Origin of the sequence: Paraburkholderia bannensis NBRC 103871 (genome assembly GCF_000685015.1) — a bacterium.
GTDB classification, from domain to species: Bacteria; Pseudomonadota; Gammaproteobacteria; order Burkholderiales; family Burkholderiaceae; genus Paraburkholderia; species Paraburkholderia bannensis.
The window spans coordinates 67,272-90,445 of the sequence record NZ_BAYA01000010.1 but is presented as its reverse complement, the minus strand read 5'-3'; the positions used below and the strand labels follow the sequence as shown (position 1 = coordinate 90,445).

The window sequence follows — 23,174 nt, the reverse complement described above, 5'->3', positions numbered from 1 at the left end:
CTTCCGAAGAGGACGAACATCATGAACCGCCGCAACCTGCTCATCGCGCTGGCGCTCAGCGCGCTTTATGCGAGCGTGCCGTCCTACGGCGCCGAGCCCGAAGTCGTCAAGATCGGCTTTGCCGGGCCGCTGACCGGCCCGGTGGCGCGGGTCGGCAAGGACTTGCAATATGGTGCGCAACTCGCGCTCGACGAGGAAAACGCGAAACATCCCGTGATCGACGGCAAGCCGGTCAAGTATGTGCTCGACGTGCAGGACGATCAGGGCGATCCGCGCGTGGCGATCCAGGTCGCGCAGAAGCTCGTCGATGACGGCGTCGTGGGCGTGATCGGCCACTACAACTCGGGGTGCAGCATCCCGGCGTCGGCGGTCTATCACAACGCGAACGTGGCGATGATCACGCCCGGGTCGACCAATCCCGCGCTCACGCAGCAGGGCTTCGTCAACGTGTTCCGCACCATGGGCAACGACGGCATAGGCGGCGTGATCGCGGGGCGCTTCGCGGTCGAGCAGTTGAAGGCGAAGCGCATCGGCATCATCGACGATCGCACCGCCTTCGGTCAGGGGCTGGCCGACGCGTTCCAGAAAGGCGCGAAAGAAGCGGGCGGCAATATCGTCGATCGCGAATTCACCAACGACAAGGCCGTCGATTTCCGCGCAATTCTCACTTCGCTCAAGGAGAAGAACGTCGACATGATTTTCTTCGGCGGCCTTGACGAGCAAGGCGCGCTGCTCGTCAAGCAGATGCGCTCGCTGGGCTTGCAGGCGCGGCTCTTTGGTGCGGGCGCGCTCAAGAGCAACGCGTTCCTGCAGGTGGCAGGCACAGCGGGCGAGGGCACGCGCGACCTGGAGCCGGGCCCGGCGCTGGACAAGCTGCCTTCGGCGCAGGCATTCGCGAAGCGCTACAAGGCGCGATTCAATCAGGACGTCGAACTCTATGCGCCGTTCGCCTATGACGCGGCGCTGGCGATGGTCAAGGCCGTGCAGAATGCGAACTCGCTCGATCGCGCGAAGATCGTCGCCAGCCTGCCGAAGGTCACGGTGACGGGCGTGACCGGTGCGATTGCTTTCGACCCGCATGGCGACCTGGTCAAGCCGCCTTATACGCTGTTCGAAGTGCAGCAGGGGCAGTGGAAAAGCCAGCGCACCGTGGGCGGCGCAGGCAGCTAAGGATAGCGCCTGTTAAAGGCTCATTCCTGATCGACGGCCGCACGCGCGGGCACGGGGAAATGCACGCCCGCGCGCTGCGCGGCGGCCGTGATATGCGCCTCGATCGCTTCACCCGCGATCGCCGGATCGCGGGTCTTGAGCGCCGCCACGATGGCGCTGTGTTCCCGATAGGTCGACAACACCAGCTCGCGCCGATAAAACGGCATGCGCTGGCTCTCCTTCATGATGTCCGCGCTGCTGCGCAGGATCGACTCGATCGCGGCATTGCCCGCGAGATTCACAATCCGCATGTGGAAATCGAAGTCGAGCTGTGAGGCTTCGTCCAGCTCGTCATTGCTGAGCGCCGTGTGCAGCGCCTCGACATTCGCTTCGAACCACGCGATATCGGCATCGCCGATGGCAAGCGCCGCCATGCGCGCCGCAAAGCCTTCGAGCGCGAAGCGCATCTGGTACGTGTCGGGCAGCGAGGTCTGGTCGGCGAAGCGCCACGGATGCGCACTGGCGGCCTGGGCGCTCGTCACATACACGCCTTTGCCCGCGCGGATCGTCAACATGCCGAGCGCTTCCAGCGTCGATAACGCCTCGCGCAACGACGCGCGGCTGATCTCCAGTTCCTCGGAAAGCTGGCGCTGGGCCGGCAGCAGGCTGCCGACCGGATACAGGCCGTCTTCGATCCGGGCGCGGATCGTGGCGATGGCGGCGTCGGTGACGGTGTGCGGAACGTTCTTCATCGGATGGCGGGGCGCTCGCGTGGTCTGACCGGTATTGTAGTCCGCCAGAAGCTGTTGCATGCCCCATTTGCACCCTCCCGCCTGACCCGACAAGGGTAAACACGGTTTTTTGGCGCCTTGACTCCACTATATCGGCTTCCTACTATCCGCTATAACAACACTGGTCAGACCAGTCCGAACAGTTAGCCGCCCCTCGCCGGCTTTGCTTGGGACGGGATGAAGCGCCTGGGCGCAGATCCCATCGACAAAGGAGAAAGTCGTGACGAAGTTCTTCAATTCGCTGTTTGGCCGGGTCGTCATTGCGCTGGTCTTAGGCATTGCCGTCGGGGCGATATTTCCCCATTTCGCCCAGTCGCTGCGCCCGCTAGGCGACGGCTTTCTCAAGCTCATCAAGATGGTGATCGGGCCGATCGTGTTTTGCGTAGTCGTGAGCGGCATGGCGCACGCGGGCGACCTCAAGAAAGTGGGCCGGGTGGGGCTCAAGTCGGTGATTTACTTCGAGGCGATGACGACCGTCGCGCTCGTGATCGGCGCGGTGCTCGCCTATGTCACGCGTCCTGGCGCGGGCATGAACGTGAACCTGCATTCGCTCGATGCGGCGTCGCTGGCGACCTACACCGAGAACGCCAAGAGCCTCAAGGACACCGCCGCCTTCCTGCTGAAGATCATTCCCGATACCGCGTTCGACGCGTTCGCGAAGGGCGACATCCTGCAGATCCTCGTGTTTTCCGTGCTGTTCGGCAGCGCGCTGTCCCTGCTCGGCCCGAAGGCGCAGCGCGTGAACAGCATCATCGACGAACTCGCGCAGGTGTTCTTCCGCGTCATGGGCTTCATCATCAAGCTCGCGCCGTTCGGCGTGCTGGGTGCGATCGCCTTCACGACCGGCACTTATGGCGTGGCGTCGCTCAAGCAGCTTGGCCTGCTCGTGATCGTGTTCTACGCAAGCTGCATCGTGTTTGTCGCGGTGGTGCTGGGCGTGGTGATGCGCCTTGCGGGATTCAACGTCTTCAAGCTGATCCGCTATCTGCGCGAGGAACTGTCGATCGTGCTGGGCACCGCATCGTCGGACGCCGTGCTGCCGCAGGTGATGCGCAAGCTCGAATTCATGGGCGTGAAGGATTCGACCGTCGGCCTCGTGATTCCGACCGGCTATTCGTTCAACCTGGACGGCTTCTCGATCTACCTGACGCTGGCCGTGATCTTCATTGCGCAGGCGACCAACACGCCGCTTTCGGTGCATGACCTGATCGTGGTCGTGCTGGTTTCGCTGGTGACGTCGAAGGGCGCGCACGGCATTCCTGGCTCGGCCATCGTGATCCTGGCCGCGACGCTTTCCGCCATTCCTGCGATTCCCGTGCTGGGCCTCGTGCTGATCCTGCCGGTGGACTGGTTCGTCGGCATCGCGCGTGCCGTGACGAACCTGATCGGCAACTGCGTCGCGACGGTGGTGGTTGCGGTGTGGGAACGCGATATCGACAGGGCGCGCGCCACGCACGTGCTGAATTTCGACGAAGGCTATCTCTACGTGCCGGGCGGCGAAGCAGAAGCCGCAGCACATGACGGCGTGCTTGGCGGCAGTCCCGCGCACGCTTGATTCGAACCCCTGAACATCCATCTCACACTGGAACATCATGGCTATTCCGACGATCGATCCCAACGCTCCGGCCTTCACGCGCCGCTATATGAACCTGGCAGATTCGCGCCTGGGCGCGCGTGCGCTGCTCGCAAGCGATGAATTCTTCGCGCCCAAGGAACGCATGCTGGAACCGCAGGCCGCGGTCTTTATCCCGGGCAAATACGACGACCACGGCAAGTGGATGGACGGCTGGGAAACGCGCCGCAAGCGCACGACGGGCCACGACTACTGCATCGTGCGCCTTGCGCGCCCTGGTGTGATCTACGGCGTCGATCTCGACACGAGCCACTTCACCGGCAACTTCCCGCCTGCGGCCTCGATTGAAGCGTGCTACGCCGACACCGCGAGCGACGACACGCCGCCCGAAAACGCCGACTGGCAAACGGTTGTCCCCGCAACGACCTTGCAAGGCAACCAGCATCACTACATCGAAGTGAGCGACACGCGTGCGTTCACCCACCTGCGCGTCAACCTCTTTCCCGATGGCGGCCTCGCGCGCCTGCGCGTCTACGGCCAGCCCAAACGTGACTGGAGCCGCGTGGAGAAGGGTAGTCTCGTCGATCTCGCGGCAGTCGAAAACGGTGCTTACCTGGTGGCCGCGAACAACCAGCACTTCGGCATGGCGTCGACGCTGCTGATGCCGGGGCGCGGCGTGAACATGGGCGACGGCTGGGAAACGCGCCGCCGCCGCGAGCCGGGCAACGACTGGGCCATCGTGGCGCTCGCGCGTCCCGGCATCATCCACAAGATCGAAGTGGATACGGCGCACTTCAAGGGCAATTATCCCGACCGCTGCTCGCTGCAAGCCGCGACCGTGACGGGCGGCACCGACGATTCGCTCGTCACGCAGGCGATGTTCTGGCCGGTGCTGCTTGGCGAGCAGAAGCTGGAGATGGACAAGCAGCACATCTTCGAAAGCGGCCTCGCGGCGCTGGGGCCGGTCACGCATGTGCGCTTCAATATCTATCCGGACGGCGGCGTGTCGCGTCTGCGTCTGTGGGGCGAACTCGCGTAAACGGAGAACGGCGATGGATACCACGCTCACGCCCGTTGTCCTGCCGCTGGAGGCGCTCACGCGCGAGGCGTTCGCACCTTTTGGCGACGTAATCGAGCTTGACGGTGCGCGCCACTTTCCGATCAACGGCGGCACGACCGAGCGCTTTCACGACCTCGCGTCCATCGACGTGTGCGAGGCGGGCGGCCGCCCGCTCGTCAACGTGTTTCGCGCGCAGCCACGCACGTGGCCGGTGGCGGTTGCGATGATGGAGCGGCACCCGCACGGCAGCCAGGCCTTCGTGCCGCTTGGGCACACACGCTATGCGGTGGTGGTGGCGCCAGCGGGCGAGTTCGACCCGGCGCGCCTGCGCGCGTTCTGGGTGGACGGCACCCAAGGCGTCAATTATGCAAAGGGCGTCTGGCATCACCCTTTGCTGGCGTTCGATCGCGTGAGCGACTTTCTCGTGATCGATCGCGGCGGCTCGCAGCCGAATTGCGATGAGGTCGAATTCGATCTCGCGCTGGAATTGCAGGAGCCGGCTGCAAAATCGCGCTGAGGTGTGTTACCCCGGCGCACCTGGGCTTAATGCACTTAGCGTACTCAGCGCGCCGGCACCGAATCAAGCCCGGTCGCCTGCACTTCGGCTTGAGCGCCCGGAGAAGCCAGGTAGTTCAGCAACGCTTTGGCTTCTTCGGGATGCTGCGCGCCCACGGGAATGCCCGCGGCGTAGCGCGTGACCGATTGCACCGACTCGGGAATCTTGCCGACGAACGTAGCGCCCTTCACCGGCAGCAACTCGCTGACCTGCTGAAAGCCGATTTCATACTCGCCGTTCGCCACGACGGAGGCAACGGGAATGCGCGGCACCATCTTCGCTTTAGGCGCGACCTGTTCCTCTACGCCCAGCCGCTTGAACAGCTCGCGTTCGATATAGACACCGCTTGCGCTATCCGAATACGCAATCGACTTCGCATGGAGCAAGGTTTGCTTGAGCCCATCGATCGATGCGATATCCGGCTTCGGCGCGCCGTCACGCACCACCATGCCGATGCGCGAATCCGCGAGTTCGACGCGCGAGTCCGCACGCACCTTGCCGTCGCGGATCAGGTCGTCGAGCGCATAGCCGACCATGATGACCACATCCGCCGGTTCGCCGCGCGCAAGCCGCTGAGGAATGGCTTCGGGCGACTTGCCCATTGACGGCCCGAGCGTCGTATCGAGTGTGTTGCCGGTCGCGGCGGCGAACTTCGGCCCCAACTGCCTGTAAGCCGCCGTGAAGCCGCCGGAGGTCATAACGTGGAGTTCCTCGGCGTGAGCATGGGCGGCGAGCGTGGTGCTGGCGGCGAGGGCCAGCGCGATCAGTTTGAGCAGGGGCGATTTCATGGTCGAGTGGTTGCGTTATCTGGCGTTATCGGGCGAAGGATGGACGGCTCACGATTATCGATCAACATGCGCGCTTTGCGGCAGTCTCAAACTCCACAGAGCGGCGAACCGATCGGATCAATCGGGATTCAATGGCGTAAGCAGATCGACGTCCTGGTGCAGCGCTTTGCTTCGCTTAGCTTCGGCGAAGACTCTGCGCACGCCATAGATGATGGCCATCCCGACGGCCAGCCCCGAGAGCACATCGGAAAGATAGTGACCGCCTTGCGTTGGCGTCGAAAGAATCATCAGGGCATTCAGCGCAATCCCTGCCAGGAAGAGGGCGCGTACATGGCGCAGGGCGTAAGCCAGGCACAGGGCCAGAATTGCATGAAGCGAGGGAAACGAGACCAGCCCCTGAGCCGACGAAAAGACCAGTTCACGGGTGCTGCCATTGCGTAGCAGCATAAAGTCGGAAACCGTCGAGACCGTGCCCGGGTCGCGAATGCCGAATTTGATGAATGCGCTTTCGGCCGGGGCGACAAGGGCGATCAAGACCACCAGGGTAGTCGCTACGATGAACTGCACGACGAATTCCGCATAGTCTCGTGAATTCGCGGTCAAGGCGAGAACAATGGGAACGGCGAAGAGCTGAACACTGCCGGACGCATAGGCGAATTCGAGCGCGACACGAATCCAGTGGTGTGCGCCCACCCAGCGGTACGTATCCAGCCAGTGAAAGCCGGGCGCGGAGTCAGCCGATATCAACGCATCGCTGATCAGTGGAAAGCCGGTCGTCACGCAAAGATACTGAAAGACGATGCCGACATGCGTGAATACCGCCAGAACCGCGATCCACATAAAGACTTGCGCAACGTTCTCATAAAGCCGTTTTCTGGCGGGTAACTTGAACGGTCTGCGCGACACGGCCCAGAACACACCGGTGATCGCCACGATAACGGCAATCGTCCGCACACTCAGGATGGCGCTGTCGGTCTGGATGTGCAGTCTGGAGCCGCGCATCCAGACGAGGTCAATCACAAAAAGCACGAGCGTGACCAACCAGGTGGCGGCATAAATTTGCCGTGTCTCTTTCGGCATGGAAACTGCCCTCGATTGTTCTATGGATCCTGCATTCTGTGTGAGGAATGCGCTGAAATTGTCGGCGATACCGGTGCTTATGTCGAGGCACTCGCCGCGAACGAATCCGCGTGGCACCGCTGAAACGATGACTTTTCGCGAACGCAGCCATCGGAATATGTCACTTGTCGCCCCTTTTGTGGCTACTTAGGATCAATCCGACTAGTCGCAGTGGGAGCGCTCGGTACAACCGACGCGGGCCCGATCACTTCTCTATCGGCAGGTGCTCAGCATGATCGACCCCAATAAAAGCAGGCGCGCCAGCTTCGCGGTATTCGCGCTGCTCTATCTCGGCTACTGCATTTCGTACATCGATCGCTCGGCGATTGCGTTGTCGCTCGTGGCCATCGGCAAGGAATTTCACGTGGGCTCGGCGGCGCTCGGCGTCGTCATGAGCACGTTCTATATCAGCTACGCGGCGATGCAGATCCCCGGCGGCTGGATCGCCGATCGCTGGGGCAGCAAGAAGGTCATCGTGATTTCGGTGGCGTTCTGGTCGTTGTTCACGCTGATGACGGGCCTCGCCTGGTCGCTCGCGTCGCTGATCGCGATTCGCTTTATCTTCGGGCTGGGCGAGGGCGGCTATCCCGGCGCGGCAGTCAAGGGCGTCACCGAATCCGTAGCGCGCGCCGACCGCCCCAAGATGTCCGCGCTGCTGATGTCGTCGAATTACGTCGGCAGCTTCGTCGCGCCGCTCGCCATTGCGCCGCTGATCCTGCTGCTGGGCTGGCGGCACGCGTTTGTCGTGGCGGGCTGCGCCGGTCTCGTGTTCGCGCTGTTCTATCTGTTCGCAGTGAAGGACACGCACCAGAAGCGCGATTCGACGGGCCGCAGCGCGCGTATCGACGGGGCCGCCACGCGCGCGCTCCTCAAGATGCCGCTGATGTGGAAGATCCTGCTGACGTGGTTCGGCATGGGCATCGTCAACAAGGGGCTCGACGCGTGGATGCCTGCATACCTGCTCACCGAGCGCCACCTCGATCTCAAGGCCGTTGGCATGCTCACGCCGCTGCCGTTCGTGGCGGCGAGCATTTCGACCGCGCTGGGCGGCTGGATCCTCACACGCTGGTTCGAGGGCCGCGAGAAATGGCTGATGGCGGCGTGCTGTGCGATCTCGGGTTTCTTCCTCTACGAGATGTACACGGCGCAAACGGTGACCGGCGTGATCGCCTATCAGTCGATCGTCTACTTCTTCAAATCGTTCGTGTTTGCAGGCGTATTCGCGCTGCCGGCCAGGTTCCTGCCGCAGACGCTGATCGGCACGGGCGCGGGCATGGTCAACTTCGGCGGGCAGGTGGCGGGGTTCGTTGCGCCCGCGGTCATCGGCCTGCTGGTTTCGGTGACCGGCAATTATGACGCCGTGTTTGGCTTCCTGATCGTGGCCACGGTGTTCGCACTCATCACCAGCCTGTCGATCCGCCTCGTGCCAGAAGCCGATGCGCGCCTGGGCGCGGCCGGGGGGGCCTGAGCGCTCGACGGGATAAACAGGCGCTATGATGGAGCACTCCGCGTCTTCACATCGATCCATCATGAGCGCCCGTATTCTTCAGGAAGCCGCTGTCCGCTACTTCCTTGAAGTGGTCAACACCGGTTCCGTCGCCGATGCCGCCAGTCGCCTGAACGTGGTGCCTTCCGCCGTGAGCCGCCAGATCGCGCGGCTCGAAAGCGAACTGGGCACGCCTTTATTCGTGCGGCAATCGCGCGGCATGGTGCCGAGCAAGGCGGGCGAAATGCTCGCCGCCTATGCGCGCCGCTCGCAGCTCGACGCCGAGCAGATCTCGCTGGAAATCGACGCGCTGCGCGGCGAAGCCGAACGCACCATCCGTATCGCCTGCACCGAGGGCTTCGCGGCCACTTTCCTGCCGCGCGCGATGGCGGACTTTCGCCGGAACGTTGCGCCCGCATCGTTTGAAGTCGTTGTCGATACGGCCGCGGGCGTCACGCAGCGCGTGCGCGAAGCCGAATGTGACATTGGCCTCACGTTCAGTTTCGGGCCGGAAAAAGACATCCATACGGCGTTCTCCGCGCCATCGCCGATCTTCGCCATCGTGGCTTCCTCGCATCCGCTGGCGCGCTCCGCGCAGGTGTCGTTCCGCGAACTGCTGGCCTATCCGCTGGCGTTGCCGGGCGTCCATTCGACGCTGCACAAGCTGATCGACATTTATTGCAGCCGCGAAGGCGTCGCGTGCAAGAGCGTGCTGAGCAGCGCGACGCTTGAAACGCTGCTTGGATTCACGCTCGCGAGCGACGCGGTCACGTTCAGCGGCGAGCTGTTCGTGCGCCCGCGCCTGGCGTCCGGCGAGCTGGTTGCACTGCCGGTGCCGGAGCTGACGACCAGCGAGCGTGCCGTCGAAATCCAGACGCTCGCACGGCGCGCCTTGCCGCCGCTGCTGCAATCGTTCATCGAACGTCTGGGCGCCGAACTCGCGTGCGCCGCGCGCGGTGACCAAAAGTGAATTCAGCTTTCGATATTCGTCACTAGCCGCTGCTTTTCTCGTCGTCTACATTGAGCGCACTGCTGCAAGACTGTTTAAAGGATCGCCCGATGAACGACCGACACGAACTCACCCGTCATAGCGCCGTTGCATTGCGCGCGCTGTTGCAGGCGCGCGAAATCTCCGCTGTCGAATTGCTCGATGCCTGCATCGCGCGAATCGAAGCGCTCAATCCTTATGTCAATGCCATCACGGCGACAAGCTTCGAGCGCGCGCGAACAGAAGCGCACGCCGCCGATGCCGCGCTCGCACGCGGCGAAGCGCTGGGCGTGCTGCACGGCCTGCCCATCGGCATAAAAGACCTCGAAGAAACCGCCGGTCTCTTGACGACCTATGGCTCGCCGCTTTATCGCGCGAACGTGCCGGCGCAGGACAACACGCTGGTGCGCCGCCTGCGCGCGGCGGGCGCGATTGTCGTCGGCAAGACCAACGTGCCGGAAATGGGCGCGGGCGCGAACAGCTTCAATCCCGTCTGGGGCGCGACGGGCAATCCGTTCGATCCGCGGCTGAACGCGGGCGGTTCGTCGGGTGGTTCGGCCGCCGCGCTTGCGCTCGACATGGTGCCGCTTGCGAGCGGCTCCGACACGGGCGGCTCGCTGCGCATTCCCGCAGCGAAATGCGGGGTAGTGGGATTGCGTACCTCGCCTGGGCTCGTGCCCAGCGAGCGCAAGCCGCTCGGCTGGACGCCGATTGCGGTGGTGGGGCCAATGGGCCGCACGGTCGAAGACACCTGGCTGCAACTCGCGGCAACGGTCGGCCTGTCGGGCAGCGATCCGCTCGGCTATCCGTTCGCGATGAACGCCACGATGGAAGGCCGCGTGCCCACGGATCTGTCGAAACTGCGCATCGGTTACACCGAAGACTTCGGCGTCTGTGAAGTCGATGACGACATTCGCGCCGTGTTCCGTCGCAAGATCGATTGTCTGCGCAGCCAGGTGGCCGTGTGCGAGCCGATCGAAGTGGACTTCGCGGGCGCGCATGAGTGCTTCGACGTGCTGCGTGCCGAGGCCTTCGTCGCGGGCCTGCAAAAAGCCTATGAAACGGATCCCGATCTGCTCGGGCCGAATCCGCGCGCGAATTACGAAATGGGGATTAACCTGGGTCTCGCCGATTGCGTGCGCGCGCATGGCGACCAGACGCGTCTGTTCCGCCGCTTCCAGACGCTGTTCGAGCGCTACGACGTGATTCTGTCGCCCACGACGCCGGTGTCGCCGTTCCCGTGGACGCAGCCGTATTTGAAATCGGTGAATGGCGTCGCGCTGGAAAACTACTATCGCTGGCTGTCGCTCACCTATGTCGTGACGCTCGCGACGAATCCGGCCTTGTCGCTGCCGTGCGGCGTCGACCATCGCGGCATGCCGTTCGGTCTGCAGATGATTGGCGCATTCCGCGGCGATCTTGCGCTGCTCGACATGGCGCGCGCATTCGAGACGCTGTTCGACACCTCGGACGAAACGCGCCGCCCGATTCCCGATGCCGCGAAATTGCGCGCATCGGACGTGAACCTGAAGTCCATCGTCACGCATCCCCCTGTACTGGATGCGGTGTCGTCTCCTGATGTTGCTGCTTCTGCTGTGTAACTGAAACATGATCGAATCTATTTACGGCACGCCGCTTGAATCGTGGCTTCGCGACTATCCGCTGATGCGTCCTCTCATGGCGCTCGAACCGGTCGAATGGTTCAACCCGGCCGTCGCGCCGCTGGCGCAAGCGCGCCACGACATTCCGCTGGACGCCTCGCATATCGCCGATGCCAGCGCGCGCCTGCAACGCTTCGCGCCGCTGCTCGCGCAGGCGTTTGCCGACGTGCGCGAAGCGGGCGGCATGATCGAATCGCCGCTGACTGAGGTGCCCGCCTTCGCGCAGGCGGTGAGCGAGCGGTATGACGTGCAGACGCCGCAGCGTTTGTTGTTGAAGCAGGACAGTCACCTGCCGATTTCCGGTTCAATCAAGGCGCGCGGCGGCATTTATGAAGTGCTCTTTCACGCCGAGCAACTGGCGTTGCGTCACGGCTTGCTCAAAGACGGCGACGATTATCGTGTGCTGGCTACCGACGCCTGCCGTGCGCTCTTTCGCGAGCACAGCATCGCGGTGGGATCGACGGGCAATCTGGGCATGTCGATCGGCATTGCGAGCGCGACGCTGGGCTTCACGACGACCGTGCATATGTCCGCCGATGCGCGCCAATGGAAGAAAGACCGCCTGCGCGCGCACGGCGTGACGGTGGTGGAATACGCGGGCGATTATGGCGAAGCGATCGAAAGCGGCCGACGTCTTGCCGAAAGCGATCCGATGTGCCATTTCGTCGACGACGAAAATTCGACGACGCTGTTCCTTGGCTATGCGGTGGCGGGCGAGCGCCTGAAGCGCCAGCTCGACGCCGCGAACGTGCGCGTGGACGCGCAGCATCCGTTGTTCGTGTACCTGCCGTGCGGCGTGGGCGGCGGCCCGGGCGGCGTGGCGTTCGGCTTGAAGCTTGCCTTCGGCGACGCGGTGCATTGCATTTTCGCGGAGCCGACGCACTCGCCGTGCATGCTGATGGGCGTGCTGACGGGGCTGCACGAAAAGCTCGCGGTGCAGGATTTCGGCATCGACAACGTGACGGCGGCCGACGGCCTTGCAGTGGGGCGTCCGTCCGGCTTCGTCGGTCGTGCGATGCAGCGCATGATCGACGGCTATTACACCGTTGAGGATGCCGAACTATACGCGCTGCTCGCGCTGATGGCGCAGACCCAGGACATCCGCCTTGAGCCGTCAGCGCTGGCCGGTGCGCCGGGCTTCGCGCGCGTGGTGAAAGAGCAGCAGGGCTATCGCGCGCGCATGCAGCTTGACGATCAAGCGATGCGTAACGCCACGCACGTCATCTGGGCGACGGGCGGCGGCATGGTGCCGCAAGCGGAAATGAGCGCCTATCTGGAAGCGGGCAGACAGGCGCTGGAAAAGGTCTGATAAAGGCTGATAAAGCCTGACAGCGCCTCAGGCCGAAAACACCGCGACCGCACCTTGCAGACGCATCGCCTGTTCGTCTAGCGCATGGGCGGCCGCGGCGGCCTCTTCCACGAGCGCCGCATTCTGCTGCGTGACCTGATCCATCTGCGAGATCGCCTGGTTGACCTGTTCGAGGCCGCGGCTTTGTTCGCCGGACGCGTGCGCGATGGTCTCGAACACCTGTTTCGCCGTGGCAATATCGGCGCGCAGGGACACCATCGTCGCGCCCACATCGTGCGCGCGCGTCACGCCGCCCGTGATCGACGCCGTCGAATGCTCGATCAGTTCCTTGATCTCTTTCGCCGCCGTCGAGGAGCGTTGCGCAAGCGAGCGCACTTCCGACGCGACCACGGCAAAGCCGCGCCCTTCGGTGCCCGCGCGCGCTGCCTCGACCGCAGCGTTGAGCGCGAGAATATTGGTCTGGAACGCAATGCCTTCGATGATCGCCGTGATGGACGCGATCTTTTCCGCGCTGCCCGACGCTTCGTTCATCGTTTCGATCATTTGCGCCGACATCGTGTTGCCCGCATTCACGGCGTCCATCGCGCGCACGATCACCTCGCAGGCGTGGCGCGCGTTATCGGCGTTCTGGCGGACAGCCTCGGTGAGCTCGTGCGTGGTCGCCGAAGTCTCTTCGAGCGCGGCGGCCTGCTGTTCGGTGCGCGACGAAAGATCGGTATTGCCTGCCGCGATCTGGGCCGCGCCGACCTTGACTGCCTCCACGCCCGTCGTCACCGACCCGACGATCGTTTGCAACGACATCTGCATCGCGTCCATGGCGGCGAGCAGGCGCCCGGTTTCATCGGTGCGGTCGCGCTCGATGCGGCTGTCCAGCCGCCCGGCGGCGATGGCCTGCGCGGTCTCGACGGCGCGCGCGAGCGGGTCGCGGATCGCACCTACGAGCCAGCGGCCCGCGAGCGCCGCGCACAGCACGGCCAGCGCTGCCGCGAACGCGACGCTCACATAGATCGTATGGCGCAGCGATGCGAGTTCGGCGGTACGCGTCTCGATGCGCGCGCGCTCGGCCTTGTCGAGCGCATCGACGGCGGAAATCATGTCGCCGGTGCCCAGAAAGCTGCCAAAGCCCTCCGTCAGGTCGCTCAGCTGCGCGAGCGTGGCGCTGCCCTCGTTGACGTGCGTGCGCATCGACAGCAGCGGATCGACGACTTTGGCTTCCCACGTGTCGTACTGCGCGACGGCGCTGTCGACAAGCTGGTTGCGGGCGGTGTCGCTCGCGTCGAGCGCCTTGATGGCCGCCATGCGCTTGCGGAAGTCGTCGATGTGATCGACCTTCCATTTCAGGTGGCCGGGCTGGCCGTCCAGGTTGTAGGCCAGCACCGACCAGATGATGTTGAGGTAATCGGCGCTCGCGTCCTTGACGAGCAGTTGCGCCTGCACGGACACGGCGTTTTGCTGCTGCTTCTGGTCGATGGCGTTCAGGCCGTACCCGCACACCGCTGAACTCACGAGAAAAACCGCAATGACGACGCTGAACGCCGTGGCTAATTTCTTACCGATCGAAAGGTTCTGCATCTTCATGGTCACGTCGAAATCGTGGAAATGCCGGGCGCGTCAGCGCAGGGAGATTGTCAGAATAATACGGTATACCAAAATTATTGGCGTGAACAGGCGGTTTTGGTATATGGAATACCACTATGGATTGTGAGAGGGGATCCAGCGTGTCCGGAAGTGCGCGGGCCGATTCTTTAGCGTTGACTCAATTGGAAAAACGCATGAATGCCGCGCCCAGTCCGGGCACACGCAATGCGCCTTGCATACCCTTTGGGGCTTTCTACAATACAAGTCGATACGCTCCCGATGCACGTTTCGCATCCAGCGAGCCGCATGGATTCGTCCGGTCAGTTCCGCGCACGCCGCTTTCCTTCTTCTTCTCGCCATTTAATCGCTACCAGGTGCCACCCCGAGTTACCGCGTGCCGACTGGCCGCGGTGGCCGCCCCTGATCGACCGTTCCTAACGGAGGCAATGATGAGCTATCACCTTGAAGGCCGTCTGCTGGAGGTTTGCAACTGCCGCGTGCTGTGTCCTTGCTGGATCGGCGAAGACCCCGATTTCGGCACCTGCCAGTCGATTGTCTCGTGGCACTTCGACCAGGGGGCGATCGACGGCGTCGACGTCGCGGGCTGCACGATCGCCGCGGTGTGCAATATTCCCGGCAACGTGCTGGCGGGTGACTGGTCGGTGGCGATCTACCTCAACGAGAACGCCACCGACGAACAGGAAGCGGCGCTACTCAAGGTGTACACGGGGCAGGCGGGCGGCCCGGTCGCCGATCTCGCGAAGTTGATCGGCACGGTCGTGTCGGTCGAGCGCGCGCCGATTCAATTCGATGTCGATGGCGGCAAGGGCACGCTCAAGATTGGCCAGGATTATCACGCCGACCTGGTGCCCTACACGGGGCCCAGTGGTGCGACCACGACCTTGACCGATACGGTGTTTTCCACGGTGCCGGGTGCGCCGGTATTCGTCGGCAAGGCGCCGTTGTATCGCGCGATGAACAAGGCGCTGGGTATCGATGTGAGCCTGAAGGATCACAACGCACTGCAAAGCACGTTCCGCTTCGACGCCTGACCTGCCGCGCCCGAGTCGGACATGTCCGGCGCCGCGCGTCATCGACGCATCTTCGTGCCCGTGCTCGGCGCGCTGGTGCTGCTCGCGTGGATGACGTTGTGGCTCTGGGCGCGCAGTCCCTACGGGCGCTATCTGGATCACGGCGATGCGCTTTCGGCTGGGCCCGGTGCGGGGCTGTGCCGCGCGATTCCCGGCGGCTCGGCGGTCTTGCAGGCCGTGCTGTACGCGCTGTCGTGGACGCTCATGATCATGGCGATGATGCTGCCGACCACGCTGTCGCTGTTCAGCGTGGTCGAGCGCATTGTCGCGGGGCGGCCCGACAGGATGCGCGTGCTATGGCTGCTTTTCCTTGGCTACGTGGCGGTGTGGAGCGCGTTTGGCCTGCTCGCGCATGGATTGCATACGCTGCTGCTGGACGGCGTCGCGCGAGTGCCAATGATGATCGGCTACGGCTGGTTGATCGGCGCAGTCACGCTGGCGGGGGCGGGCGCGTTCCAGTTCAGCAAGCTCAAGCATCGATGCCTGGAGCAATGCCGCACGCCGCTGAGTTTCGTGATTGGCCATTGGCGCGGGCGCGCGCCGTCTCGCGAAGCGTTCGTTCTGGGCCTGCGTCATGGGCTCTTTTGCGTCGGCTGCTGCTGGGCGCTGATGCTGCTGATGTTCATGGTCGGCGCGGGGAGCCTGGGCTGGATGCTGGTGCTCGCCTGCGTGATGGCGGTCGAGAAAAACATCTCGTGGGGCCAGCGGCTGAGTGCGCCGCTTGGCGGCGCATTGCTGGCCTGGTCGGCGCTGCTTGTTGTCACGCATTCCTAAGTAGTTGGCCGACCATTGCACGTATATGGAACACGTTCAGCCCGCCACACGCACCGCCCTGCTGACCAGCGCCGCGATGGTGGCGTTCGCATCCAACTCGCTGCTGTGCCGCCTGGCCTTGCAGCACGCCAGCATCGATGCGGCGAGCTTTGCCAGCATCCGTCTCGTCTCAGGCGCGGTGATGCTGGGCGTGCTTGCACGCGTGGGCACCCGTCGCGCGCAGCACGCAAAAGCCGACTGGCTCGCGGCGACGATGCTCTTTGCCTATGTCGCGTTTTTCTCGTTCGCGTATCTGAGCGTGAGCGCGGCCACCGGCGCGCTGATCCTGTTCGGCGCGGTTCAGTTGACGATGTTCGCGGCGGGCCTGCGCGCGGGCGAGCAGTTCGCGCCGCTTGCATGGCTTGGCCTGGCGCTCGCACTCGCGGGGCTGCTCTACCTGGTTTCTCCCGGCGTCACCGCGCCGACGCCATTGGGCGCCGCACTGATGAGCGCAGCGGGTATTGCGTGGGGCGTGTACTCGTTGCGTGGACGCGGCGTCGCGAATCCGCTGGCGGCGACGGCGGCCAACTTCCTGCGCGCCGCGCCGATGGCGCTGCTACTGAGCCTTCTCCAGAGCCTGCTGCTGCATGGCCGTTTTCACGCCGCGCCTGGCGGCATTGCGCTGGCGGTTGCATCGGGCGCGGTGACGTCGGGCATCGGCTATGTGATCTGGTATGCGGCGCTCAAGGGGCTGTCCGCGATGCGCGCCGCGACAGTGCAACTGTCGGTGCCGCCTGTTGCCGCATTTGGCGGGGCGTTGTTTTTGTCGGAGGACATTTCGATGCGGATCGTGGCGGCGTCCGTTGCGATTCTGGGCGGCATTGCACTCGCGCTTGCGCGCCGCACGCAGAACAAGTCCGTCATGCCGATTGCCGGCGAACAGCACAAGCCGGAACACTAAGTGTTTTGTGACGTATTTAAATCGACTTTTTAAATGATAGGCATTGTTATTTGAATTCAAGGTTTAAACACGTTTTATAACCGTCATCCCTGAATCGATACAAACTGTTACATCGGCTGGAACGCCTGTCTATCAGGCCTCGCGCGCACATCAGGAAGAGAAACGAAAGTAACCCTTCACGGGAATTTCTTATTGCCGACTTATCTATCTCAGGGCGCTTTTGCGCCCAATTCATAATTCATATCAAGAGGTGAAGAATGAAAGAGATAGAAAAGTGGTTTGGACTCACGGCAATCTTCAGTGCGAGCGTGCTGGCATTCACGAGCATGGGCGCAGCGGCACAGGATCAGGACGGCGACCATCACGCGCGCTATGCGCATGTCCTGCTGATCAGCGTGGACGGGATGCATGAAGCCGACCTGGAAAACTACGTCAGGTCGCACCCGCAATCCACCTTCGCGAAGCTCGCACGGCATGGCGTCGAATACACGCATGCTTCCACGTCTAAACCTTCGGATTCGTTTCCCGGCATGCTGGCGCTCGTCACCGGCGGCACGCCGCTAAGTCACGGCGTCTTCTACGACGACACCTACGACGCGACGCTTTATCCGCCGGGCAGCAATTGCAGCGGCACGCCCGGCACCGAAGTGACCAACTTCGAGGCGCTCGACTGGGATCTCTCGAAGCTCGACGGCGGATCGCCGCCCGCTGGCGCGGCTTACGACCCGCGCAATCCACACATCAACCCGGCGAACCTGCCGCTGCGCAAGACGTCGGCGGGCTGCGAAAAGATCTGGCCGCACCTGTATTTGCAGAACGGCACCAACACGGTCTTCGAGGTCGCTCACCAGGCCGGCCTGCGCACGGCGTGGTCGGACAAGCACCCCGCCTACGAGATCCTCAACGGGCCGTCGGGGCTGGGCCTGGACGAACTCTACGCACCCGAAATCAATTCGACGTCGCTGCAAACCAACGGCTACCCGAGCGCACCCGCAGGCGACGACTGGACATCCGACCCGACGTATACGCGCACGTATGACGGCTTCAAGGTCAAGGTCGTGCTGAACTGGATCAACGGACTCGACCAGACCGGCGCGAAGCAGGTGGGCGTGCCCGCGATCTTCGGCATGAACTTCCAGGCGGTGAGCGTCGCGCAGAAGGTCACGGTGGCGATGGAAGGATCGTCTTCGACGCGCGGCGGTTACCTCGACGCCGCTGCGTCGCCGACGCTGCCGGTGACGCAGTCGCTCGACTATGTCGATGGCGCGCTCGGGCAGATGTACGACGCGCTCAAGGCGAATCATCTGCTGCGCTCGACGCTCGTGATCGTCGGCGCCAAGCATGGCCAGTCGCCGATCGACGTGAAGAAGCTGCACATGCTCAGCGGCTCGAAGAATGCGTATGCAACGGCTGACGTGAGCGATGTCGCCGATCTGCTGACCAACGGCGGCGTGCCGGTCGCGCAGGAAACGGCCGACGATGTGTCGCTCATCTGGCTGAAGAACCACAGCGATGCGCCGAAGGCGGTATCGATCCTGGGCGCGGACCAGGCGGGCAATAATTCGACGCATACGCAGACGCTTTATCACGACGCCGCGTTGAAGGCGATCTGGGGCAATCCTGCTGGCGGCCGCGTGCCCGATATCATCGTCCAGCCGGTGCCGGGCACGATCTACAGCAAGAGCGCGGCAAAGCTGGCCGAGCATGGCGGCCTCGCTACCGACGATACGAATACGCTGCTGGTGGTGTCGAATCCGCATCTGAAGAAGGGCGTCGTCAATGCGCCGGTGACCAATATGCAGGTGGCGCCCACGATCCTGAAGGCGCTCGGCCTCGACCCGCATAAGCTCGCGGCCGTGCAGCGTGAAGGTACGCAGACGCTGCCGGGGCTCGATGCTTCGGGTGGCGATGATGAGGATGATCGTTCGGAGTAAGAAGGGCGGCTAGCGACCAGAACGCCCCTATTTATAGGGGTGTTCTGATTTTTGCCGGCGAGAACTATAAGGCGGCCAAAGGCACCAGGAACGGCTGACGACACGAGCTTGTAGAATGCGGTGCGTGCCCGTGAGGCGTTACACCGCATTCTCTGATATGGCAGACCCAATTTGGCAAGCGCTTGAGGCTTTCGCGCGAGAAGAACTAGGACGTCCGCTTTTCGGTCGTCTTGAGCTAAAGCCAGAATCACGCATCGAAGAAGATTTACGCCTGACCGGCATGGATGCCATTGAATTCATCGATAGCTGGGCAGAGAAGTTCAACATCGACGCTCCGGACGGCTTTCCATACGATCGATACTTCGGCCCAGAGTCACTCGACGTCATTCGTGCTGTCGCCGGGATATTCTCGAAGAAGTTTCGTGATGCTCCGCTCGTGCCCATTACGCTGGGGATGCTGGCCGAAGCGATGCGACGCGGCAAGTGGAATACGGCGGAAATCGAAGCCGCGAGCACGCACAACCGGGAGATCAAATAGCGCCGTCTCATCCCGCGCACCCGTAACCGTTTGTCTTACCGCTCGCCTTGAATCGCATTCACGAATTATGATTGGCGGATTGGCTCTGTCCCCACTGAGCGTAGCCGCGTCTCCACGAAAGTCCGGAGAAGGGTTACGCTTGAGAGTACGACGCCGAACCCCATTTATCTTTCGTGAACCAGCGTATCCGTCCCCCTTTGCCCCCGGCATGGCCCTTTCCGCCGAGTCGCGACATTACCGGTCGCGCCTTCGGCGATCTCGTTGCGCTGCAATATCGCGGCGCTAACGTGTGGCTGTGGAAGTGCTGCTGTGGGGCGCACCTGAGCGCCACGCTCGCCGAAGTCGAGAGCGGGCAGACGCGCGATTGCGGCTGCCGCGAGCAGCGCCGCGTCTGGCGCTCGCGCCCCGGCTCGCCGTCGCTCAAGGGCGGCGAGGTGTTCGGCCAGCTCACCACCGGGCGCTATGCCGGTGACGGCCTCTGGGTCTGCCGCTGCGAATGCGGCAATGAAGTGACCGTGAGCGCCGGGCGGCTGCGCCTTGGCCAGGCGCGTTCGTGCGGCCGCTGTTTCGGCGCTTCGAACGACTAGACGGCTTCGTCCATGCACGTATCGGCGCGCGCCTGCAGCCATTCGGCGAGCGCCTCGTGCCGCAGCGGCCTCGCGTAGAAAAACCCCTGCAACTCGTCACAGCCGAGGCGCCGCAGCGCCTGCGCCTCGTGCGCCTGCTCGACGCCTTCGGCCACCACGCGCAAGCCCAGTTCATGGCCAAGCTCGACAATCGCGCGGATCACCGCGAGATCGGCGCTTGCTTCGAGCCTGCCGTTCACGAAGGCGCGATCGATCTTGAGCCGGTCGAGCGGGAAGCGATGCAGGTAGCTCAAGCTCGAATAACCGGTGCCGAAATCGTCGAGCGACAGCTTCACGCCTAGCGCGCGAATTTCGTTGACCACGCCCAGGTAGCGGTCGACGCTCTCCATCAGCACCGTTTCCGTGATTTCGAGTTCGAGACTGCCCGCTTCCACGCGATGCGCCGCGAGGCTGTCGCGCAGCCGGTTCACGAGCCGCGCATCGTCGCGCAACTGCACCACCGAAAGATTGATCGACACGCGGATCTCCGGCAGTCCCGCCGCGCGCCAGCGCGCGATCTGGCGGCACGCTTCGTCGATCACCCATGCGCCGATGGGCACGATCAGCCGCGTTTCCTCGGCGATCGGAATGAAGTCCGCGGGCGACACCGGGCCAAGATGCGGGTGCTGCCAGCGCAGCAGCGCTTCCACGCTCATCAGCTCGCCCGTTGTGGCATGCACGCAGGGCTGATACGCGAGCCATAGCTCGTCGCGCTCGATGGCGGTGCGCAGATGCGTTTCCAGCTCCAGGCGAAGACGCGTGCTTTCCGCCATTTCGCGCGAAAAGAACTTGACGAGATTGCGCCCGGCCGATTTCGCGCGGTACATGGCGGCGTCGGCGTTCTGCATCAGGGCTTCGATATCGTCGCCGTCGTCGGGATAAAGCGCGATGCCGATGCTGCACGCCACCTGCAAGGTCACGCCGCCGATCATGTGCGGCTCGCGCATCAGCGGCAACAGGCGTTCGTCGATGAGGCGCGCCACGTCTGCGGCTTCGCCCGCATCGCCAAGCAGCACCGTGAATTCGTCGCCGCCCAGGCGGCTGACCGTATCGCCCGCGCGCACCGATTGCAAGAGACGCCGCGACACCGAGCGCAACAGACCGTCGCCGGCATGATGGCCGAAGCTGTCGTTGATGTCCTTGAAGCGGTCGAGATCGATGAACAGCACCGCGACGCGGCCGCGCGTGAGCCGCGCCTGGTCGATGGCGCTGCCCACGCGTTTCGTGAAGAGCGCGCGGTTGGGCAACTCGGTGAGCACGTCGTGCTCGGCGAGAAACTGGATGCGCGCTTCGCTTTTCTTGCGGTCGGTAATGTCGATCAGCGTGCAGATATAGTGCGAAACGCTGCCGCGCTTGTCGCGCACGGCGCTGATCATGAGCCACGCGGGGTAGTCGCCGCCCGCGCGCCGACGCACTACGGCTTCGCCGTTCCAGACACTCGCGATATCCACCAGCGCAGTCAGTTGCGCCATCAACGGTTCGCCGTTGCCGCTCGCGACGATGAATTGCGGCAGCTTGCCGCTGATCGTGCCCGCGCGATAACCCGTTGCGCGATAGAACGAGGCGTTGGCGGTCAGCAGGCGGCGTTCGCTGTCCAGGATCAGGATCGCTTCCGATGAGGCTTCGAATACCTTCGCCCACAGTTCCAGGCGCTGCTCCATCAGCTTGATCTGGTTGATCGGCGTGAAGGCGGTGAGCACGGCGTCGCGGCCCTGGAAGGTGAGGCGGCGCGCGGAGAGCATGGCCCACGTCGGTTCCTCGCTCGCCATCCAGCGCACTTCGAATTCGTCGATGGCGCCGCGATCGGAAAGCTGCTGGAAAAAGCGCGCCCGCACCGCGGAATCGAGCCCGTACGCCCACGGATCGGACGTGCAGCCGTTGAGCCAGTAAAGCGCGGGATGGTTGGCGTGCAGCACTTCATGACCCGGCACGGCGGTGACCATCATCGGCACCGGCGTCGCTTCCACGAGCGCGTGCTGCGCTTCCGATGCGCGCGCCGTGGCCGCGAGTTCCTTTTGCACGTCGCGCTCGTGATCGAGCTGCTTGAGCATGTCGTTGAAGCCGGTGACCAGTTGGCCGATCTCGTCCTGGCTATGCCACGTCGCGCGCTGGCGGTGATCGCCCGTGCGACGCACGGTGTCCATCACGCGCGCGAGATGGCGCAGCGGCCGCGAGATCTGCTGCGCGACCAGATACACCATCGAGAGAATGCCGCACAGCAGGAACAGCGCCGTGCCCAGATGCAGCCACATGCGCGAGAACAGGCCGCTCACGCGCGCCTGGAGCAGCTTGTCGAGCTCCGCGCCGGTTGCGCGCCACGCATCGCCCACGCGGGCCACCAGCGCCTGCTGGGCCGCGTCCGCCGCCGCGCGCGTGGCGTCGCTCGCGCCGCCGTTTGTCGTTGCGTCGACCGCCGCGCGCGCCGCGCCGCGATAGGTTTCGATGGCCGCAAGCAACTGCGCGATGGGCGCGGCGAGCGCGAGCTTGACGTCTTCGTTGGCTGCACCCGCTTCGGCGAAATCGGAGCGCAGCCCCTGCGCCACGCCGTCGAGCTGGCCTTCGAGCACGAGGTAACGGGTGCTCAGTTCGCGCTGTTTCTGCGCATCGCGGCTGCCTTCGTGCAGGCGGAAGCCGATGCCGTCCACCGCGTCGAGCAGGGCGGGATAGCGCAGGATCGACAGCGACATCGAGTAATAGCTGTCGAGGTCGGGATCGAGAATCAGGTTCGACTGGTTGCCCACGCGCGTAATCAGGTCGCGGCAGGCTGCGAGCGCGTCGCTCACGGCGCGCGATCCGGCGGCGCGCGGCGCATGGGCGAGGGCGTCCAGCGCATGGCGCAGGCGCGCATTCAACTCGTCGCTTTGCATGTTCGCGCCGTATTGCTGTTCGGCGCGAGAGAGCGCGGCATTCGTTTGCGCAATATGTTGCGTGTCGAACTGGCCGCCTGCGCCGCGCATGGCGACGTCGACAAGCGTCTCGCGCACCGTCGCCAGATAGCTATTGCCGATGATTTCCTTCTGCGAGAAATCGATCGATATATATTTTTCGTGAATCAGGATGCTGCTGATATAGACGACCGCGCTCAGGTCGAGCAGATAGATCAGGAGCAGCTTGCGGCCTACGCGCAAGCGCCCGAGCAGTCGAATAAACGGATTGTGCTTCATCGCATGCGCCAGGATGACACCAGAGTTTACGCCGCATTCTGAACTGTAA

At 63.7% G+C, this 23,174-nt stretch carries 19 protein-coding genes; 14 read left to right on the top strand and 5 right to left on the bottom strand.

All coding sequences use genetic code 11. The annotated features are described in order from the left end of the window. Nucleotides 1-21 precede the first annotated feature (21 nt). Nucleotides 22-1,170, top strand: a complete 1,149-nt coding sequence (locus BBA01S_RS17525) for a branched-chain amino acid ABC transporter substrate-binding protein (RefSeq protein ID WP_027817601.1) — start codon at nt 22-24, stop codon at nt 1,168-1,170. A 20-nt stretch (nt 1,171-1,190) separates the two neighbouring features. On the opposite strand, the gene BBA01S_RS17520 is transcribed toward BBA01S_RS17525, so the two are convergent. After that, nucleotides 1,191-1,901: a FadR/GntR family transcriptional regulator gene (locus tag BBA01S_RS17520; protein ID WP_027817600.1), complete on the bottom strand. Its 711-nt coding sequence runs from the start codon at nt 1,899-1,901 to the stop codon at nt 1,191-1,193. Between the two features lie 259 nt (nt 1,902-2,160). On the opposite strand from BBA01S_RS17520, the gene BBA01S_RS17515 reads away from it, so the two are divergent. The 3 genes from BBA01S_RS17515 to BBA01S_RS17505 are packed head-to-tail and all read left to right on the top strand — an operon-like array spanning nt 2,161 to nt 5,090. Further along, nucleotides 2,161-3,495, top strand: a complete 1,335-nt coding sequence (locus tag BBA01S_RS17515; RefSeq protein ID WP_027817599.1) for a C4-dicarboxylate transporter DctA — start codon at nt 2,161-2,163, stop codon at nt 3,493-3,495. A gap of 37 nt (nt 3,496-3,532) precedes the next feature. Continuing rightward, the gene (alc, locus tag BBA01S_RS17510; protein ID WP_027817598.1) at nt 3,533-4,552 is read left to right on the top strand and encodes an allantoicase; all 1,020 of its coding nucleotides are present in this window, start codon (nt 3,533-3,535) and stop codon (nt 4,550-4,552) included. 13 nt (nt 4,553-4,565) lie between these two features. Continuing rightward, entirely contained in the window at nt 4,566-5,090 is a 525-nt protein-coding gene (locus tag BBA01S_RS17505) for an ureidoglycolate lyase (RefSeq protein WP_027817597.1), read from the top strand. A gap of 44 nt (nt 5,091-5,134) precedes the next feature. On the opposite strand, the gene BBA01S_RS17500 is transcribed toward BBA01S_RS17505, so the two are convergent. Both BBA01S_RS17500 and BBA01S_RS41580 read right to left on the bottom strand, forming a co-directional pair. Continuing rightward, the gene (locus BBA01S_RS17500; protein ID WP_027817596.1) at nt 5,135-5,917 is read right to left on the bottom strand and encodes a substrate-binding domain-containing protein; all 783 of its coding nucleotides are present in this window, start codon (nt 5,915-5,917) and stop codon (nt 5,135-5,137) included. Between the two features lie 117 nt (nt 5,918-6,034). Further along, complete coding sequence (locus tag BBA01S_RS41580; protein WP_084162240.1) at nt 6,035-6,997, bottom strand: phosphatase PAP2 family protein; 963 nt, start codon at nt 6,995-6,997, stop codon at nt 6,035-6,037. Nucleotides 6,998-7,268: 271 nt separating this feature from the next. On the opposite strand from BBA01S_RS41580, the gene BBA01S_RS17490 reads away from it, so the two are divergent. The 4 genes from BBA01S_RS17490 to dsdA all read left to right on the top strand — a co-directional run bounded on the left by BBA01S_RS17490 (nt 7,269) and on the right by dsdA (nt 12,480). Beyond that, nucleotides 7,269-8,504, top strand: a complete 1,236-nt coding sequence (locus BBA01S_RS17490; RefSeq protein ID WP_027817595.1) for an MFS transporter — start codon at nt 7,269-7,271, stop codon at nt 8,502-8,504. Between the two features lie 61 nt (nt 8,505-8,565). Next, nucleotides 8,566-9,492 (top strand): LysR family transcriptional regulator, encoded by a 927-nt coding sequence (locus tag BBA01S_RS17485; RefSeq protein ID WP_245641512.1) that lies wholly within the window; start codon nt 8,566-8,568, stop codon nt 9,490-9,492. A gap of 89 nt (nt 9,493-9,581) precedes the next feature. Continuing rightward, nucleotides 9,582-11,111 (top strand): amidase, encoded by a 1,530-nt coding sequence (locus tag BBA01S_RS17480; RefSeq protein WP_027817593.1) that lies wholly within the window; start codon nt 9,582-9,584, stop codon nt 11,109-11,111. Nucleotides 11,112-11,118: 7 nt separating this feature from the next. Then, nucleotides 11,119-12,480, top strand: coding sequence for a D-serine ammonia-lyase (gene dsdA, locus BBA01S_RS17475; protein ID WP_027817592.1), 1,362 nt, complete (start codon nt 11,119-11,121; stop codon nt 12,478-12,480). 27 nt (nt 12,481-12,507) lie between these two features. Here the strand turns inward: dsdA and BBA01S_RS17470 are convergent, their stop codons facing one another. Next, on the bottom strand, nt 12,508-14,058 hold the full coding sequence (locus tag BBA01S_RS17470; RefSeq protein WP_052391771.1) for a methyl-accepting chemotaxis protein: 1,551 nt from the start codon (nt 14,056-14,058) through the stop codon (nt 12,508-12,510). Between the two features lie 449 nt (nt 14,059-14,507). Here BBA01S_RS17470 and BBA01S_RS17465 point away from each other — a divergent pair, with 449 nt between their 5' ends. From BBA01S_RS17465 to BBA01S_RS17440, 6 genes are all read left to right on the top strand, one after another. After that, nucleotides 14,508-15,110, top strand: a complete 603-nt coding sequence (locus BBA01S_RS17465; RefSeq protein WP_027817590.1) for a DUF1326 domain-containing protein — start codon at nt 14,508-14,510, stop codon at nt 15,108-15,110. A 21-nt stretch (nt 15,111-15,131) separates the two neighbouring features. After that, a complete protein-coding gene (locus tag BBA01S_RS17460) occupies nt 15,132-15,923 on the top strand; it encodes a DUF2182 domain-containing protein (RefSeq protein WP_027817589.1) in 792 nt (263 codons plus the stop codon). Nucleotides 15,924-15,948: 25 nt separating this feature from the next. Continuing rightward, nucleotides 15,949-16,863 carry a DMT family transporter gene (locus BBA01S_RS17455; RefSeq protein ID WP_027817588.1) on the top strand — a complete coding sequence of 305 codons (915 nt, stop codon included), beginning with the start codon at nt 15,949-15,951 and terminating at the stop codon, nt 16,861-16,863. Between the two features lie 257 nt (nt 16,864-17,120). Beyond that, nucleotides 17,121-18,797: an alkaline phosphatase family protein gene (locus BBA01S_RS41575; RefSeq protein ID WP_052391770.1), complete on the top strand. Its 1,677-nt coding sequence runs from the start codon at nt 17,121-17,123 to the stop codon at nt 18,795-18,797. Between the two features lie 157 nt (nt 18,798-18,954). Further along, nucleotides 18,955-19,335, top strand: coding sequence for a DUF1493 family protein (locus BBA01S_RS17445; protein WP_027817587.1), 381 nt, complete (start codon nt 18,955-18,957; stop codon nt 19,333-19,335). A 173-nt stretch (nt 19,336-19,508) separates the two neighbouring features. Further along, entirely contained in the window at nt 19,509-19,922 is a 414-nt protein-coding gene (locus tag BBA01S_RS17440; RefSeq protein WP_156965973.1) for a hypothetical protein, read from the top strand. On the opposite strand, the gene BBA01S_RS17435 is transcribed toward BBA01S_RS17440, so the two are convergent. Continuing rightward, on the bottom strand, nt 19,919-23,125 hold the full coding sequence (locus BBA01S_RS17435; RefSeq protein ID WP_027817585.1) for an EAL domain-containing protein: 3,207 nt from the start codon (nt 23,123-23,125) through the stop codon (nt 19,919-19,921). The genes BBA01S_RS17440 and BBA01S_RS17435 overlap by 4 nt on opposite strands. Nucleotides 23,126-23,174: the final 49 nt, after the last annotated feature.